The organism is Selenomonas sp. oral taxon 136 (genome assembly GCF_001554015.1).
Taxonomy (GTDB): Bacteria; Bacillota; Negativicutes; order Selenomonadales; family Selenomonadaceae; genus Centipeda; species Centipeda felix.
The window spans coordinates 1,489,815-1,507,309 of sequence record NZ_CP014239.1 but is presented as its reverse complement, the minus strand read 5'-3'; the positions used below and the strand labels follow the sequence as shown (position 1 = coordinate 1,507,309).

The following is a 17,495-nucleotide window of genomic DNA, read 5'->3' as shown; positions in this document are numbered from 1 at the left end:
GTTCATCCCCTACCTTCCGACGACACCCGTGCTGTTGATGAGGCGATCCAGGATCTCGTCCATCGACGTCAGGACACGCGAGCATGCGCCGTAGCCCGTCTGGAACTTAATCATATTCGTCAATTCTTCGTTCCAGTCTACGCCTGCCGTCGACTGCCGCCACTGGTTGATCTGCACCATGAGGTCATCCTGCTGCTTCATCTTCTTGTCGAGGTTCTCGGCATCCGCACCGAGATGGCTCATCACCGTGTTATAATATTGGTTAATCGAGACCGATCCGATCGGGCGGTCATGCGTCACAGAAAATCCTGTGAGGTTCATGATGTCTGCCGGATTCATGGTGTTTTTCACATCCATGTTAAACAGCTTGCTCAGTTCAACAGCCAGTGATCCGTCTGCTGTTCCGTTGACATTTGCAAAATCATACGTCATACCGCCGGCAGAGATCGTCGCATTCTTGATTTGACGTGCAGCGACGAGGTTCTGTCCACCCTGCGCCATAAGCTGCTCACTGACCTGCAGCTCATTGATAATCTGGATGGAGCGCAGTTCATCGGGTGTCGCGGCCGTTGCCATTGTCACTGTGGCCGACGTCGGAGGAGGTCCACCGCTTGTCGTGCGTGTGATATTTACGCCATAGGCCTCGAGCCACCTGTCGCCCGTCGTCGGATGCACATGCCATACGTAGTTCATCTGGTCGTATGTGCCCGACGGGCTGGTGAACTTATTCCGACCGAAAAAATTCAACCACGACGTCGCATCCGCATCAATCCCCGCCCCCAGCTTGTGTACGCCGTTAAACGTCGTAAGGAGCGTCGCCGAGATGTCGGCAAGATTGTCAATATAGCCCTTGTCCTGCACGATCGTATCCTGTAGTGCCCGCAGGACACCGCCCTGCGGGACATAGCCGATACCGCCCGCCTCCTTGATACGCAGCGTATAGTCGTTGATACCATAACGCACGTTGTCGGTCGGCGGGCTCATCTCGATGGTGAGGTGACTGTCGCGCTGGACGAGTGTCATGCCGTTCGAGACGACGGTGTACTGGCCGTTTGCCTCCTCATAGACATTGACGTTTGTGATCTCCGAAAGCTTGTCCACAAGGAGATCGCGCTGGTCACGCAGATCATTTGCCTTGCCGCCGTTGTTCTCGGCGAGCATGATGTTCTGGTTGAGGACAGCGATCTTTTCCGCGATACTGTTTGCCTTGCCGACCTGAATGCGCATTTCATCGTACTGCGCCTTGATCTGATCCTGCAGCTGACGTGCACCCGTCTTGATGCGGTCCACGAGGTTGTTGCCCTTCGTCAGTACCGCTGTACGCGACGCTGAATCGCTCGCGTAGTCAGAGAGGTTGACCAACGCGCTGTAGAACTGCTGCATCGCGTTAAGAACGCCCGTCTCCTTTGCATCGTTAAAGACGGCCTGTGCCTTGTCGTAGTTCGTCTTGTACGTCTTATAGAGATTCTGCGTCGAGGTCTCCGACCAGAACTGCTTGTCTGCATAAATATTGCGTGCACGGTTCAGCGCGACGACATCGACACCGCCGCCGACGTAGACATTCCCGTAGAGGGACGGCCGCTCCTGATAGTTCGTCGCCGCCGAGTCCACGCGCTGACGTGAGTACCCCTCTGTCGAGGCGTTGGTAATGTTGTGACCGGTCGTATCAAGCGAGAGCTGATTGTTCTGGATACCCCGCACCATCGTATTAAGCCCGGCAAATGTTGACCGCATATTCCCTCACTCTTTTCCCTGTTTGGAAGTCCTGATTATTCCATCCGTTATACATCTGCGTCGAACATGGCGATCTCGCGCCGCAGTCCGACGGGCGGCCCTGCCACAGGCTGAGAGCATCCGTAGGTATCATCCGCCATCGTGCCCGAAACGACGTTGAGCTGATAGCGGATAAACTCTGCACTCTTTTCCAGCAGCTGCTCTGCCGTTCGCACGCGCTCACGCAGTCTCTCATGCCGTGTCTGCACAGCACGCATGGCACGTACTGCAGCGAAGTGCTCCCGTGGATTTGGCTCGCGTGCAACGGCGTCCGCCATGCTGTCTTCCTGCACCTCCGCGAGATACTCTTCCTGCCGCCGTGCGAGTGCACGTACCGCAGAGAGGCTCCGCTCAGCTGTCGCTGTTGCCTCGCTGATCCCCGCACCAAATGCACTGTGCTGGAGCGCGGCGACAAGCGCATCATAGGAGGCAAGTGCCTCCTCCGCGGCCGCGAGCTGCTCCTTCAGGAGCATGAGTGCCGCGCGGGTCTCATTCGTCATGGCCGTTCACGCCTCATAGTCCAGGTTCTTGCGCAGATGCCGCACCTGCTCCGTGCCGCCGCTCCCGTACACGGGGTCGACCACTGCACCGCCAATGCGTCCGAGCTGGCGGTTCACCGCCATGAGCGCTCCCTCGATGAGGAGGGCATTCCCATCGCGCAGTTCCTTTGTCTCCGCGACGACCTTGCTCAGCCTGCGGCTTGCTGCAAGCACGCTGCGGTGTACGGCATCGCTCGGCGCGAGAAGTGCCAGTTCCTCCATATTTGTCTCGGCGCTCACGCCCGGCGTTGCCTTCGCAATGTGGGCGAGATGCGCGAGCCGATCCGTCTCGAGCCGCTCCACCGCACGCGCGAGAAAATCCTCCTCAGCAGTCAGTTTTTCGAGCGACTCCATGTCGAGTGCGACGAGAATCTTGCGTTTCTTTTCCTGCACGACACGGATCTTCTCATACTGACGCGAGAGCTCTTCAAGCGTCGCCGTAAAGGCATTCCACATAAGCTGCTCCATCAATAGCGCATGGCGAGCATCTTTGCCGCGATATCCGCCGAGGCCGGTGCATAGCAGCCGCTCTCGACGCGTGCGGAGATCTCCGCAACGCGCTCTTTGCGCACATCGCTCATGCCGCGCAGCTGCTGCAGGATATCTCCAAAGCTCTGTGCCTCACCCGAAAGCTCGAGTGCATCCGGTGCCTGCACGGCACCCGCCGCGTCCACACGGCGCGTTCCCGCTGCCGGTGCACCGGCGTAGAGTCTGCTCACTGCTGCGATTGTCTGATTTCTGATTAACATATCGTTCACCACCTGTATCTCCGAACCGATCGCTGCGCGGCCTTCGCGTTCCCGCTGCGAAATGGGTTCGGAATCCTTTCACCTTCTTTATCGAAAAAAAAAGATACGTACTTAAGATTTTTTTCTTAAGTACGTATCGGGGATTCTTACTTCCCGCCGAGGGTCACATAGCCGCGGCGGCCGCTGCCGCCTTCCGAGGTGGTGCGCATGCCCGAGGCACTCTGCTTGCTGACAGCTGCCTTCAGCTCATCACGCATCTCCTTCTGGCACTTATCGCAGTACTGCCCCTTCTGGATGGGCGAGCCACATTTCTCACACGGATAAAAGAGCTCCACATCGCTCGAAAGAAACCGTCCCTCCCGGATCATGCGGCGAATGACAGGCTCCTGTATGCCTGTTGCCTCAACAATCTCGGGGATCTGACTCTTCGGATGGTCACGCACGTACTCGATGATCTCCTTCTCCCACTTCTCTTCCTTCTCACGGCAGTCCGCGCAGATGCGGGAGTTATTGATTGAAACGAACACCTTCCCGCAGCTCGAGCAGTTCTTCATCTTTCCTGCCATCGGTCAAACTCTCCTCTCAAAACAGCGGATCGGCATATCGTAGATCCTATCTCATCTTCACATGTCATATTCTACAACAGTATGAGAGAAAAATCAACAAACAAAGATTCGGCTTTCTACTTTGTCATCTTCCGTGCAAACATACCGCCCTCGGGCGTCAGAATGCGGCAGCTGTTCAGCACCACCGCGAGCGTCGCTGTATTGTGGATCGCGGCCGCCGCGAGCGGGCTGATCGCGCCGAGTGCGCCGAGCAGCATCGCCGACGAGTTGACGAGCAGCGTCGCCTTGAAATTCTGATGCACGAGATGCATCGTCCGCCGTCCGAGGCGCAGCGCCTCCACGAGGCGGATTGGATCCTCCCCGTGAATTGTCACCGCCGAGGACTCGGCCGCAATATCCGTCTGGCGTCCGCCGAGGGAAACGCCGACATCGGCAAAGGCGAGTGCGGGCGCATCGTTGATGCCGTCGCCGACCATCATCACTGTCCCGCGCTGCTTCAGCTCGTTCACATAGCGCGATTTGTCCTCGGGCAGAATCTCCGCATGATAGGAGTCCACATCCATATCGCGCGCCACCTCTGCCGCGACCGCCTTAGAATCGCCCGTCAGCATGACGATCTCATCCACACCGCAGCGACGCAGCTGATTCAGCGTCTTCTTCATCTTTGGACGGATGGGATCCTCAATCCCGATCACGCCGATGAGGCGCGTGTCGCGCGCAACAAAGAGCACATTTTTGCCGGATGTCGACGCGGCGAGATCCTCCGGATCCGTCACGCCGTTCTCCTGCAGGAAACGGCGGCTGCCGACGCGGATCGTTCCGCCCGTAAAGCCCTCAAAATCCGGCACCTCAGCGAGCATTCCGCGCGCCACGATCGTCTTAGAGGAGCGGTGCTGCGGTGCCTGCCACGCCTTTTCCTCCACATACTTCTGGATTGCCACGGCGAGCGGATGCACAGAGTGCTCCTCAGCGGATGCCGCGAGCAGAATCATCTCCTTCTCCGTCACCCCTGACGCCGTACGGATAAACGTGATCTCTGGGATGCCGACCGTCAGTGTGCCCGTCTTGTCGAGCACGACCGTATCCGTGCGTGCCAGCGCCTCAATGTAGTTGCCGCCCTTGACGAGGATCCCGCGCTTGGCCGCTGCCGCAATCGCCGCTGACATCGCCGTCGCCGTCGAGAGCTTCAGGCCGCAGGAGAAGTCGATGAAGAGCAGGTTCAGCACACGCCCCCAGTCGCGCGTCGCCCCGTAGACAATCGCCGCCCCGAGGAAGGACACGGGCACGAGATAGTTCGCCATCTGATCGGCAAAATTCTGCACGGGTGCGCGGCGCGTCTGCGCCTCCTCGACGAGGTGGACAATGTGTGCGAGCGACGTATCACTGCCCACCTTCTCCACGGCGATCACAAGCTCGCCTGCCTCGACCACGCTGCCCGCGTAGACCGGAGTGCCCTCCTCCTTCATCGCAGGGGCAGACTCGCCCGTCACGGACGCCTGCGTCACCGCCGCATTGCCGCGCAGAACGCGGCCGTCGATGACGATTTTCTCTCCCGCGTGCACAGCGATCGTATCACCGGGGCGTACCTCCTCCACGGGCACCTTGCGTTCCACCTCGCCATTCGGCGTCTGCTCCACGAGCCAGACATCGCGTTGGCCGAGGGACAGGAGCCCTGAGATGTGCGAGCGCGCCTTTTCCGCCGCGTAGCTCGTCAGCATTTCCGCCCCGTTGCTGAGCGCGAGGAGCATGAGGCTCGACTCGGGTTTCCCCGCGAGCACCGAGGCGATCACCGCCGTCGTCGTGAGCGTATCCGCATTCGGCTGCCGATCCTCGATCAGACCGCCGATGCCCGTCTTGATGAAATTACGCGAAATCGCGAGCACGAGCAGCGAGCGCAGTACCTTCACCGAGGCAAAGAGCTCGGGTGCACCGCGCCGCAGCAGCTCCATCGCCGCAAAGCTCGCGAGTGAGATCACTGCATCGCGGCGGAACTCCGCCAGCCGCTCCGTCGGCGTCACTGCCTTCTCTGCCGCCGCGCGCACGGCACGCTCTGCCGCTGTGAGGACGCGCGCCGTCGGGAGCGTCCCCACATGCCAGAGATCCACGTATTTCTCATGGGCGGATACCGCCACCACTGCAGGGAAGCGGCGCAGGCGCGCTGCGAGCTGCTGTGCATCCTCGCGCGGCAATGCCGCCGAGAGACGGATCCGCTTGTGCATCACTCGTGTCATACCTTCCATCCCCTCATCAGCGACAGCGCCCACCAGAGCATCTGCGAGCCCGAGGGCGTATTATTGGAAATCACCAGCTGACGTATGCCGCGCATAATGAAAATCCCGGCGACAAGCGAACTCAGATCGAGGGCTCCGCCCGTATTCCGCTGGATCCATGCACTGAGCGACTCCACTGAACGGCGCACGCTCTTCGCGAGCGTCGCAGGCGGCTGCACCTTGCCCTCGGCAAAGATGGCACTCAGCCCCTCCGCCAGGACGAGGACATGCGCCTCATCCTCGGGCGCATAGATGAGCAGAATGTTGCCTGACACGGTATTCGTGCGCACGGCACGGATGAACGGCAGGCGCAGGAGGCGATCCTCCAGCACCGCGGCAAATGACTCCGTCAAATACGGCGTACGATAGCGGCGCCGTCCCGGCGAGGCGTGGACACAGGAAAAGACCGCCGTCGGCACCGCGCAGGAAACCGGCATGGCAGACGGCGCCTCCGTGCGCGCCAGCACATGTGGATGTGTTCCATGTGAGCGCTCCGATGCGGCGAACAGTCCGCCGCCCAGTCCATGCAGGATATTGCCCTCAGCAGGGCGCCCCCCTGTGCCGAGAATCATCTGACGCGCCATATTCGCCAGTGATGCGCCGAGCATCAGTCCGGACAGATACGTCATGATGCCCGCCTCCTCGCATGCGTGCGCATATAGTCCTCCACGCGGCGCAGCTCTGCATTCGCACGCAGACGCTCCGGCTCATACGTGATGAGAATCGATCCTGTTGCAATATTCGTATCCACACACTCGATCTCGGCGAGTGCGTTCAGCCGCTCATGCACCTGCTGTTCGAGTGAAGCATTGTTCACGAGCTGCTTGCTGTAGAGACGCACGCGTCCCGGCATATAGGAAGCGACATCCGTCGAGCGGATGAACAGATCCATCGCCGAGTGCGGAATCGCATTCTTGATCGTATCGAAAATACTCATTGAAACCCCCTTCTCTTTATCCATATTTGTCGAAAAAGGGCTGCGCGCAGAGATGCGCAGCAGCCCCCGTGGCGTGGAAAACTTACTTCTCCGATGCAGCCTGTGCCGCGATCAGATCCTCGAGCTCCTCCTTCTGACGCTGGAGCTCAGCGAGCGAGAGATCCGCCGTGCCGGCCTCGAGTGCCGCCAGCTGCTGCGTGCGCTCCTGCATGAAACGATAGCCAAAGATACCGGCAACAGCACCAACTGCAAGGCCAATCCAAAAATCCGTCTTCGAGAACATCGTGTCTCCTCCTTTTCCATATCGCTTTCCCGCGTCTGCCGAGACCTCCTCTGCAGCCCGTCGAAAGCTCCTTTATCCTCCTTGGCGCCTTGTCCCGCCATAGGGCAAGCATCTCACGAATCCATACGGAAATGAATCCGAATAAAGAAAGACCGCCCACTGGCAGCCTTGATGGATTCCTCCGTGAGACGATGATAATTCCTGCGCCGTGAGGTATGACAGAACCGTCATCCTCTCTGGAATCATCTTGTTGTTCTCAGTATATGTGAGAATGATGTATCTGTCAATAGGTCTTACATAATCAGGAATAACTATTGAAATCACTTTTTCTTCGTGCCATAATATGTGTAAAGGAAGCACTGATAAAATGAGGTCTGCCATATTGGCGTAGATTTTTTGTCCGATTGAGGCAGCAAACCGGACGCATAGCGAGGGCTATGTGGAGGATTTGCTAACGAAAAGCGGGCGAAAAAGATGCGTCAAGATGGTTGTGCCGAATTTATCAGTGCTTCCTAAATACTGTAACAATTCAAAGGAGTTCGTCATGAAACATTATCCTCGCCGTCTGCCCCGCCTCCTCATCGCAGTGCTCTCCCTCGTCCTCCTCTATGCCGTCCTCACCCATCTCCCGGCGGGCGAGGACGGTGACCCGCCGACCTATAAGGCAGAAATCCTCCACGTGGAGAATGCGGCGGGCGGCACAACCTCCTTTGCGCCTGACAGCGCCGCCTATGAGGTGCGCATCCGCCTAGACTCAGGTCCTGCAGCGGGGACGGAGGAGACCATCCTCCACCACACCTTCAACAATCCCGCCTTTGACATCCACCCGGACGAGGGGGAGCACATCCTCGTCCGCCCAACAGGTGAGAGCTATGCCATCGTCGACTACGACCGCCTCCCCGCCATGCTCCTCCTTCTCACCCTCTTTGCCGCCCTCCTCATCTGCTTCGGCGGCATAACGGGTGCAAAGGCACTCCTCGTCCTCCTCTTCGCCGTCCTCCTCATCGCGAAGGGGCTCATCTCCTTCATCCTCTACGCCCCCTCGCACATCATCCTCTGGACGCTCCTCATCGGCAGCATCATCACCCTCGCTACCCAGCTCATCGTCAGCGGGCGAAATGTCAAGGCGGCGGGCGCCATCATCGGCACCATCGGCGGCATCCTCGTCGCGGGCATCCTCGCCGTCATCGCCATCCACGGCACCTACCTCACAGGCATCGCCGAGGAACAGGCAGGCATGCTCAAGGCACTCTACCTGCAGGCGGTGGACTTCCGCGAGCTGCTCTTTGCGGGCATCGTCCTCGGTGCGCTCGGTGCCGTCATGGACGTTGCCGTCTCCATCGCCTCCGCTCAATACGAGATGAAACAACTCGCCCCCAAGACGAAATTCGACGCTCTCGTCTCCTCGGGCATGAGCGTCGGCCGCGACGTCATGGGCACCATGGCGAACACCCTCGTCCTCGCCTACATTGGCGGTGCGCTCCCGCTCATCCTCCTCATCTCCGCGCAGCCCGATCTCCCGCTCCGCCACGTCCTGAATCTCAACATGATCGCCACCGAGATCGTCCGCTCCCTCGTCGGCAGTATCGGCCTCCTCTGTGCCATCCCCATCACCGCCTACACCACCGCCTTCCTCATCACCATCCGCCCGCGGCGCAAAAAAAGAGCGGAGGACTGACCTCCGCCCGATGTACAGCTATGCATTTTCTTTGAAAATACCAAGAAAAAACATACGTATCGAAAGGCTGACTTCCAGATCCGACGGCACATCCTCATCGCTCCGAAGGAGCGGCTTCATACGCTCCACAAGGGGCTCGTCCTCACGGAACATGATGGAATGAACTTGATAACGATGCAGGTAAGGATGTGCATAGAGCGCACGCAAGAGATGCCGATAAGAAAAGCTGCGATAGCTCTTTACTTCGTTCTCGAGGCCGTACACATCCCGCATCCCTTTGTTCATGACATGATCCAGTTCATAGGCACTGCCAGGATTCCGCACGGGCAGGAGCAGCATTCCGTCCTCTGCAAGAAGCGAATAAAGGTGCTCCAGATCAGCGATCACATCCTTAAGAGGGAGCTCGTCCAGATAACAGCCCGCAGAGATTACATCATACCGCCCCCCCTCCGCAGCAACATCTTCAATCCCTTCCGCCGTCACTGTCACATCAAAGAGATAGTCCGTATCCGGCAGATAGCGCTCATCAAAGACCGCCGCCGTCATATGCGGTGCAAATCCGCTGCGCCGATATTCATTGACCAGACCACAGGCAAAATCGCCAAAACGCGGCTCCAATATCAGCACGTGTTCACCAGCACGAAAAGCATGCCACTTCCACACATCCTCTACGGCGATAAAAGAGCCCCGTGAATCCCATGCATCCACGCCCCATTTCTCATAATAGACACGTCGCATCTCATCGAGTGCATTTCCCACCGCCTTGCGGCGTCCCTCGCCGAGTGTTACGCCGCCAAAATGGTGCATAAAGGTATCCTTGAGAAGCAGCTGCCGCCAGCCTGTACGGCGCAGGAGGGTAGACAGATCGTCATCCACAAATTCTGCACGTGTATAGATGGGATCGATCCCCCCATCCGACAGATATCGGTCCGTATAATCGAAAGGAATGGCATCAGGAGACACCGATCCTCCCAAAGCGCAGGATTCAGATGATTATGTGCGGCAGCAAATGCCTGCATACGTTCAACACCCTCAAACGTATTCGGGTAGGGAACGGGAATCCCCTGGTTATTTGATATCCCGCCCTCGTTGCAGGTCGGAACAGCACAGGCAATACGCGCGTCCGATTCCATCGCCACAAGCAGATGGTCGAGCCAATGCGGCGTTGCAATAATGTCATTTGAGAATCCGACAACGTACCTGCCTTCGACAATATATTGATGCGCATTGATGGCAAGGACATTGTATTTGAGGTTCACCTTCTTCGTATGAGGCAGACGCTCGAAATATTCCCGCGTACCATCATCCGAGCCGTTGTTGATCGTGATGAGCTCGACCCGTCCATCCGAAAAATCCGTATGGGCAAAGAGGCTCTCAACGGCAGCTTTTGTATACTCCAATTTATTATAGGCGAGCAGTATGATCGACACCTCATACGGATAGTTCTTGCGTGGTGCTTGGTGCAATGCGGTCATCGACTGCATCAGTTCCTGTTGATGCGCCCTCCATTGCCTCGCATCCGAAAGGACATCGGCATCAAGGCGCCAGAGCCGATTCATCTCGAGGACGAAGGGGCGGATCTCCAATGAAAAAATCCGTGTAAACAAGCTCGGATCACACCGAAGCTCATCTATAGACGCCTGAATATTGCGCGCATATAGATACACTTTTTGCAAAAGCCCTGTGGCACCGGAATATTCAGCTTCGAGCGCCTCTGCAATCCGACGCAGATGATCCATAATTTCCGCAATAGCAGAATCCTCTTCTCCACGAGCCAGCACGCCCTGCACGTATTCCACTGCCTCAACGGAAACATCCAACAGCGAACGCATCTCTTCCTGTTTCATATCATTGCCTTTCCCAAAGTCCTTTGTCTGCTATCCGCGCACAGCGTCCTTTACCGTCTGCGCCATATAGTCGATCTTCTCATCCGTCAGCCCCGGGTAGACCCCGAGCCAGAACGTGTCGTTCATAATGCGGTCGGTCACATCAAGCGTGCCCGCAATGCGATAGCCCTCACCCGAACGCCGCATCTCATCAAAGCAGGGATGCTTCGTCAGATTGCCCGCGAAGAGCATGCGCGTCTGAATGCCGTGCTCCTCGATATAGCGCACAATCTTCGTGCGGTCGATCCCTTTGCGGCAAGTCAGGAGAAAGCCGAACCAGCTCGAATGCGCGTGCTCCGTCGCCTCCGGCAGGATGAAGAACTCCTCCATATCCGCAAGCGCCGCGCGCAGACGCGCAAAATTGTGCCGCCGCCGCTCCACAAAGGACGGCAGTTTCCTAAGCTGCGCGACGCCGACCGCCGCCTGTAGATCCGTCGCCTTCAGATTGTAGCCGAAATGCGAATAGACATACTTATGATCGTAGCCGAGCGGCAGTTCCCCGTCCTGCCGGTCAAAGCGATGTCCACAGAAATTGTCCTGCCCTGACGCGCAGATGCAGTCACGCCCCCAGTCACGCAGGGAGCGCACAATGCGGTGCAGCAGGGCATTATTCGTATAGACTGCGCCACCCTCGCCCATCGTCATATGATGCGGCGGATAGAAGCTCGACGTGCCAATATCGCCGATCGTGCCCGTATAGTGCTCCGTCCCATGCAGCGTGTATTGCGATCCGAGCGCGTCGCAGTTGTCCTCGACGAGCCACAGATTGTGCGCGTCACAAAACGCCTTCACCGCCGCCAGATCGAACGGATTGCCAAGCGTATGTGCGATCATCACCGCCTTTGTCCGCTCTGAGCGTGCTCCCTCAAGAAGACTGACATCGACATTGTACGTCGGCAGTGTCACATCCACAAAGACGGGAACAGCTCCGTACAGGATGATCGGCGCAACCGTCGTCGGAAATCCCGCCGCGACCGTGATGACCTCATCGCCGCGCCGCACAGCCCGCTCCCCGAGGAGCGGCGAGGTGAGTGCCATAAAGGCGAGAAGATTCGCCGATGAGCCCGAGTTGACGAGTGAGCAGTGCTTCACACCCAAGAATGCCGCAAGACCGCGCTCGAACTCCTCCGTATAGTGCCCTGCCGTCAGCCAGAACTCAAGCGCACTCTCTACAAGGTTCTCCATCTCCTCGTGATCATAGACCCGTGCCGCATACGGAAGCCGATCCCCCGGCGCAAAGCCCTCCTTCGGTGCATGATATTTCTCAGCATACGCCCGTACCAACGCAAGAATCTCCCCACGCATTTCCTGCTCAGTCATTCGCTTGCTCTCCCTTACACAAATACAAATTACCGCTCAAAGAGCATATCCCACACGTATCCCATCCGAAAATGGCGTCGATGGCATCCATCCCGTATCCCGCTGTAGCTTCTCCACAGAGGCTTGTAGGGAAAATGCACCGGCCTCGCCCCCATAGGACACGTGCGCACGCGAATTGAACACTGCGCGCGCCTCCTCAATAAAATCACATAGGGAACGATAGCCGCCGTGTGCGATGTTGTAGATCTCACCTGCACGCCCCTTTTCAGCGAGCGCAGCGAGAGCATCCGCCCCATCCGCCGCATAGAGATAGTCCCAATTCTGTGCGCCCGAGGAAGAAAGTGCAAAGGGCTGTTCCAAACGCAGGGAGTTCACAAGTGCGGGCAGCATCCGCCCCTCCTGCTCATATCTCCCATAGAGACTGAACACGCGTCCCCAGATCCATTCGATCCCGAGATCAGCGGCACGCTGACGCGAGAGTGCGCACGCGGCGAGCTTTGCCGCGCCGTAGGCATCTGTGGGGTGCGGACAGGTCTCCTCTGTGATGAGTGCCGTCTTCGGTCCGTACTCCGCCTGCGACCCCGTGGCAATGAAGCGGCGGCATCCGAGCCGCACAGCCGCCTCGAGCGCCGCCAGTGTATCCGCGACATTCCCATACTGCGCCACGAAATCATAGCGACCGCCCTGCCACGCAAGGTGAAAGAACGCATCGCACGGCTCTGCAATACGTTCGTCCAGATGTCCGTATTCAGACAAATCGGCAGGAACAAGAGTCAGCCGCTCCGACTCGATAAGACGCGCGTTATGCGGCGAATTCGGACGCACAACGGCATAGATATGCACGTTCTCTTCCCGCAGAAGCCGCTCCACGAGATTCATGCCAAGGAAGCCCGCTGCGCCTGTGATGATGTATTTTTTCAAGATATGGCCTCCACTGTACAGCACCCTCAATTGCGAGATCAAGGAGCTCCCTCACCTGTCTCTGTTCCATTCCGAACCGCCTTTTTAGACAAGCAATGTGCTCGCAGAATCTGCGGCATATGCTTTCACATCGTCCACATGGAGGAATGCGGGCTCATACACGGGGCACGCCATGTGCTCCATCACGTGATTGGAATGCAGCCCTGCATAGAGATGATTCTGCCAAGCCTTGTAGAGTTCGATATGCTCCTCAGAGATGTCAGCAGCCTTCAGAATTGCCTCCGGCGCAATGAGTTTCTCGGCATTATGATACCCCTCGACCGTCTCCTTATACCACGTCGTGATAAAATCATAGAGAAGGAAATCGACGGGGACGGCACACAGGGCGATGTGTTCGTACCCAACGACAGTGTAGCTGCCGTCGCCGCTCTTTTGAAAATCTCCGGCAGAAAGAGCAAGCGCGCTGCCCTCCGCGCAAGCAAGCGGCGGTGTCTCACTCTTTCCAAACAGGGAAACAAATTCTTCATTGCCATAGTTCCCGCATTGCACCGCGTTCGTTCTCCACATATGGGCAAGCGCGGAAAAGATGTCAAGGCAAGCCGCAATGCGTGCGGGCAGATGGTCATCGTTGCACTCTAAAACGCGATCCATTGCCTCAAGCAGTTCTTCTCTGAGTGTCTTCCCCTCGCTGTAGGACTGAACGAGAACAGCATCCCCGTGCGCATCGGTCTCCAGTGACAGAGGATTGTATCGAAGGGCGTATTTCCCCCGTTCGATGAGCTTTTGATACGCCTCGTAGAGCTGATGCACTTTCCCGTTTTTATAGACCTCCCGCTTTTCAAGGAAGAGCTTCCCATCTCTTTTTACCAAGGATGTGACAAGGAAATCCTTTTCCCCACTTTCAAGAGGTGCGTGCGCGTAAAGAATGTAATGGGCAGACGGCTTGCCGTTGAAAATCTCGACAAGGAAATGATGAGCAAAATTTGCCGCAATTCCCTCCTTCTGGAAGGTGCGGAACAGCCGCGTCTCATCGAAGAAGCGATAGCGCTGGAGCGTTGGGTTGTAGTGCTTATGTGCATAGGGCAGCAGTTCCAGAGAGGCATCGGAGTGAATCTCTGACGGCATTCCATAGTCGGGGAACGGGTAGAAGAACGACCAATCGGAAAATCCCGAACGGTCAAGTATGCTCTCCAACTCGGATCGGCTGAATGTACGCACATAATCGTATGTGTCGTAGGAGTTCAACCCCAAAAATTGGCGCTTGGTATGCTCTTCCCCGGCACCGGCGAAATACCTCAGACCGAGGCGGTTTTCGATGGCAAGGAGGATGATGCCATCCTTCTTCAGAAAGGATTTTGCCTTTTCCATAAAGCGAACCGAAGCGTGCTCCGCCTGAATGAAGCGGCGTGCATACTCCATGACCCCGACGACGACAACATAGTCAAACGGCTCGTCGAACTCCACATCATCGAGATTCGCAAGGACGATTTCGACATTGTCCCGCTCCCGGTTGCGCGCAGCAATCACGTTCGCACGGGACTCCGTCATCTCGATGGATGTCACGGAGTTCATCCGCCCTGCAAGGAATCCCGTGAGTGCACCGACACCTGCACCGATTTCGAGACAGGAGGCATTCTTTTTGAAGGGATACCATGAGAGAAGATTTTCGCGAAGGCGTGACATATCACCGATGATAAAGCGCTCTTCACCGATCGACAGATACTCTTCGAGGTCATCGGGGTGCTCCTTCAGGATGGCAAGCATGTGCTCTTCTAACGAATCCTTGTACTCGAGCCCTTTTTCTCCATGATAAAATTTACGATTGATTGTAGCCATTAATTCATCTCCCAAGCTTTGATATAATAGTGCCCATTCGCCCTGATGCAATCTTTTCGAAGAATCTCCTTCTTCTCCAACAGCCATGTTGGCGGCCCCTGCCCCTCCGGGATATCCACGAGAACGAGGATATGACAGCGAAAAGGAGCAGACCCTTGCGCATGCGCGTGGAAGCAGTCCCACGTGACAACAAGGAGTTTTGGCATGCACGGCAGTTCCTTTTTTTGCATCACTGCAATGTCTTGATAATAGAGCGAGAAAAACATCTCTGCCGCGCGCGCATCCTGTTTCTCTTCAAAATATGCGAGAACGTTGTATCCCTCCATCGAAAGCGCAAGCATCGGATAGGAAACAGGTGGGAAGCCAAAGAAGACAGCAAATCCACGCGTTTTCGGCAGACGATACAAAAGGCATTCACTTTCTTTATCGTAGAGTCGCCGCTCCAAGATTAGCAGGAAGCGGAGCAGGATGCGATCTGCCTGCATGGCGGGAATGAGGCTCTTATTGGCGTACGGATGCCAGAAGAAGATGCGCGCTGCCGTTTCATCCGGAAGCTCTCGAATGATGCGGTCTGCGACCGTTCGATTGCGCCATCTCTGACAGTCGTCTCTCGTCACGCGAACGGGTGCAAAAAAGAGGTTCTTTTCATAGAGAAATGCAGTTCGATGATTGCCGTCCTCAATCGCGAAATAGCCGTCACGCCAAACGCCATAGGCCGGCGAGGTCTGAAAAAATTTCATGCCATCACCGAGCGCCGCCGTGAACCTGCTGTAAAGGTTCTGCCGGTCGTTCACATATTCGCAAAAGCTCTTTTGGAGCAGATAGCCAAATTCCTCTTCATGTGCATGAAAGCTCTCCTCTATCGTTGTAAGATCGCCCATACCCGTAGAGAAAAAGGAAAACAGGCGTAAAACGGGCGAATGCACGTAGCTCTCGGCAGCATGATTGCGGCCATCCGTTGCGAGCAGATCCAAGGGAAGCGCCGCAATCATGAAGTCACCGCTTTCCTCCAGAATGAGATGCTCCGTATACTCCACGGGACGCACTTCTGTCAGAGGGAGCACGGTACACATTCCACGGATGCCATGCTCGCCCGTATAGGCGAGATAGGTCTCTCGCAGGAGGAGGGCATCCGCCTCGTCGTGAAAGCGATCTCCTGTCAATGGGAGATAGAGGAGCTTGGTAAAGCCTTGACGCACCAACAGCCCTGCGACTTCTTCGTGAATTCCGGCATTCTGCAGTGTGATAATGACGAGCGCTGAACGCAGCGTCCCGAGCTCATGCGTAGGGATTGCTTGGGGCGCATAGACAGGACGGTCAAAGAAACGCGCCCCCTCGGCTGCATTGGCATCGAAAAACGCAAGAACGGGCACGCCTCTCGCATGCAGCCTGTGAAAGAATTGTCTGCCGCGCATGCCGCCCCCATAGAGCACGACTGGAACACGGTCATCCAAGGAAAATGAAGAAGCTCTCTCGTTCATGCACACCGCCTTTCAATCGTCACCGCCGAACAATCCTAGGGAAGCACTGATAAATTCAGCGCCGCCATCTTGACGTATCTTTTTTGCCCGCTTTTTGTCGGCAAATCCTCCACAGAGCACCACTCTGCGTCCGGTTTTCCTCCTCAATCGGACGAAAAAATCTACGCCAATCTGACGGACTTCATTTTATCAGCGATTCCCTAGAAAAACTCCTCCTTGGCGCGATTGAAATCCTCCATGCGCCCGACATCAAGCCAGTACTCGCGGATGGGAAAGACGAGGGCACGCTTCTTCTCCTTCAGCAACTGCAGGAAGAGATCTGTCATGTCGAGATGCTCATTTTCCTTCACATGCTTTACGACCTCAGGTGACAGAACGTATATGCCGGCGTTGACAAAGTCCATCCGCATCGGTTTTTCCTGAATATCCTCCATAATGAAATCCTTGGACTTCACTACGCCATAGGGGATTTGATAGCAGGACTCGCGGACGCACATCGTCGCATCAGCTCTCTGTATCCTGTGGAAGGAGGCGAGCTGATGGAAGTCCACCTTTGTCAGGAGATCCCCATTCATCACCAGAATGGGGCTGTCAATCGTCTTGGGGAGAAGTCCGAGGGCGCCGGCTGTACCGAGGCGGGTGGTCTCCTCGATATACGTGATGGATACCCCGTAGTTCTGTCCATTGCCGAAATAGTCCCGTATCATCTCCGCCTTATAGTTGACAGAGATATAGAACTCCCGCGCCCCGCCCTCGATGAAGTTCTCCAATATGATTTCCAATATCGGCTTTTCGCCGACCTTAAGGAGAGGCTTGGGGCAGTTGTCCGTCAAGGGACGCAGCCGCATACCAAGCCCCCCTGCCATCAAAAGGACAGGAAGAGAGAAGCGCGGCCCGCTCTCTGCAATCATATCCTTAAAAAGTCGAAGATCCTTTACCCGCCCCTTGGCATCTACGATTGGAATCTGCTTTCGATTCTCCCACTTCATCGTCTGCAGGATATCGCTCTCCGTACTCTCTTCCTGCATCACCGTGGGATGGCAGTTCATCATCTCTCTGACCGGCTGCTCCAAAGGAATGCCGCACAGAAGCGCTTTTCGGATGTCAAAGTCCGTCACCACGCCGACAAGGCATCCGTCCTCGACGACCAGCGCAATACGTGCCGCAGTCGCATCCACGACCTCGACGGCTTTACGGCATTTTTCCGTCACATCGATCAAGCATCTCTGCCAAATTTCCATCCTCTTCCCCCTTTT

Annotated in this window: 17 protein-coding genes; 1 reads left to right on the top strand and 16 read right to left on the bottom strand. The window is 56.7% G+C overall.

Annotated features, from left to right (window positions below; all coding sequences use genetic code 11):
• Nucleotides 1–9: 9 nt before the first annotated feature.
• From flgK to AXE86_RS07205, 9 genes are all read right to left on the bottom strand, one after another.
• Nucleotides 10–1,734 carry a flagellar hook-associated protein FlgK gene (gene flgK / locus AXE86_RS07245; RefSeq protein ID WP_061945969.1) on the bottom strand — a complete coding sequence of 575 codons (1,725 nt, stop codon included), beginning with the start codon at nt 1,732–1,734 and terminating at the stop codon, nt 10–12.
• 47 nt (nt 1,735–1,781) lie between these two features.
• Complete coding sequence (locus AXE86_RS07240; RefSeq protein WP_009753745.1) at nt 1,782–2,273, bottom strand: hypothetical protein; 492 nt, start codon at nt 2,271–2,273, stop codon at nt 1,782–1,784.
• A 6-nt stretch (nt 2,274–2,279) separates the two neighbouring features.
• Nucleotides 2,280–2,768 (bottom strand): flagellar protein FlgN, encoded by a 489-nt coding sequence (locus AXE86_RS07235; RefSeq protein WP_061945967.1) that lies wholly within the window; start codon nt 2,766–2,768, stop codon nt 2,280–2,282.
• Nucleotides 2,769–2,779: 11 nt separating this feature from the next.
• On the bottom strand, nt 2,780–3,061 hold the full coding sequence (gene flgM, locus AXE86_RS07230) for a flagellar biosynthesis anti-sigma factor FlgM (RefSeq protein WP_061945965.1): 282 nt from the start codon (nt 3,059–3,061) through the stop codon (nt 2,780–2,782).
• Nucleotides 3,062–3,207: 146 nt separating this feature from the next.
• Nucleotides 3,208–3,627, bottom strand: a complete 420-nt coding sequence (locus AXE86_RS07225) for a hypothetical protein (RefSeq protein WP_061945962.1) — start codon at nt 3,625–3,627, stop codon at nt 3,208–3,210.
• A 116-nt stretch (nt 3,628–3,743) separates the two neighbouring features.
• On the bottom strand, nt 3,744–5,867 hold the full coding sequence (locus tag AXE86_RS07220; protein ID WP_061945960.1) for a heavy metal translocating P-type ATPase: 2,124 nt from the start codon (nt 5,865–5,867) through the stop codon (nt 3,744–3,746).
• Nucleotides 5,855–6,526, bottom strand: a complete 672-nt coding sequence (locus AXE86_RS07215; protein ID WP_061945958.1) for an HMA2 domain-containing protein — start codon at nt 6,524–6,526, stop codon at nt 5,855–5,857. Before AXE86_RS07215 ends, AXE86_RS07220 begins: the two co-directional genes overlap by 13 nt.
• Nucleotides 6,523–6,834 carry an HMA2 domain-containing protein gene (locus AXE86_RS07210; protein ID WP_061945956.1) on the bottom strand — a complete coding sequence of 104 codons (312 nt, stop codon included), beginning with the start codon at nt 6,832–6,834 and terminating at the stop codon, nt 6,523–6,525. The genes AXE86_RS07215 and AXE86_RS07210 overlap by 4 nt, the downstream gene beginning before the upstream one ends.
• An 82-nt stretch (nt 6,835–6,916) precedes the next feature.
• The gene (locus AXE86_RS07205; RefSeq protein ID WP_050341801.1) at nt 6,917–7,117 is read right to left on the bottom strand and encodes a 50S ribosomal protein L9; all 201 of its coding nucleotides are present in this window, start codon (nt 7,115–7,117) and stop codon (nt 6,917–6,919) included.
• Between the two features lie 544 nt (nt 7,118–7,661).
• On the opposite strand from AXE86_RS07205, the gene AXE86_RS07200 reads away from it, so the two are divergent.
• Nucleotides 7,662–8,795, top strand: coding sequence for a YibE/F family protein (locus tag AXE86_RS07200; RefSeq protein ID WP_061945954.1), 1,134 nt, complete (start codon nt 7,662–7,664; stop codon nt 8,793–8,795).
• Nucleotides 8,796–8,813: 18 nt separating this feature from the next.
• On the opposite strand, the gene AXE86_RS13320 is transcribed toward AXE86_RS07200, so the two are convergent.
• The 7 genes from AXE86_RS13320 to AXE86_RS07170 all read right to left on the bottom strand — a co-directional run bounded on the left by AXE86_RS13320 (nt 8,814) and on the right by AXE86_RS07170 (nt 17,480).
• On the bottom strand, nt 8,814–9,671 hold the full coding sequence (locus AXE86_RS13320) for a hypothetical protein (RefSeq protein WP_232294864.1): 858 nt from the start codon (nt 9,669–9,671) through the stop codon (nt 8,814–8,816).
• Complete coding sequence (locus tag AXE86_RS13315) at nt 9,581–10,642, bottom strand: glycosyltransferase (RefSeq protein ID WP_232294863.1); 1,062 nt, start codon at nt 10,640–10,642, stop codon at nt 9,581–9,583. The genes AXE86_RS13320 and AXE86_RS13315 overlap by 91 nt, the downstream gene beginning before the upstream one ends.
• Nucleotides 10,643–10,672: 30 nt before the next feature.
• Nucleotides 10,673–12,001 (bottom strand): lipopolysaccharide biosynthesis protein RfbH, encoded by a 1,329-nt coding sequence (gene rfbH, locus AXE86_RS07190; RefSeq protein WP_061945952.1) that lies wholly within the window; start codon nt 11,999–12,001, stop codon nt 10,673–10,675.
• 36 nt (nt 12,002–12,037) lie between these two features.
• On the bottom strand, nt 12,038–12,922 hold the full coding sequence (locus tag AXE86_RS07185) for an NAD-dependent epimerase/dehydratase family protein (RefSeq protein WP_061945950.1): 885 nt from the start codon (nt 12,920–12,922) through the stop codon (nt 12,038–12,040).
• An 84-nt stretch (nt 12,923–13,006) separates the two neighbouring features.
• On the bottom strand, nt 13,007–14,758 hold the full coding sequence (locus tag AXE86_RS07180) for an SAM-dependent methyltransferase (RefSeq protein ID WP_061945948.1): 1,752 nt from the start codon (nt 14,756–14,758) through the stop codon (nt 13,007–13,009).
• Complete coding sequence (locus AXE86_RS12760) at nt 14,758–16,239, bottom strand: hypothetical protein (RefSeq protein ID WP_157064432.1); 1,482 nt, start codon at nt 16,237–16,239, stop codon at nt 14,758–14,760. The genes AXE86_RS07180 and AXE86_RS12760 overlap by 1 nt, the downstream gene beginning before the upstream one ends.
• A 200-nt stretch (nt 16,240–16,439) precedes the next feature.
• Nucleotides 16,440–17,480: a nucleotidyltransferase family protein gene (locus tag AXE86_RS07170; RefSeq protein WP_061945945.1), complete on the bottom strand. Its 1,041-nt coding sequence runs from the start codon at nt 17,478–17,480 to the stop codon at nt 16,440–16,442.
• Nucleotides 17,481–17,495 lie beyond the last annotated feature (15 nt).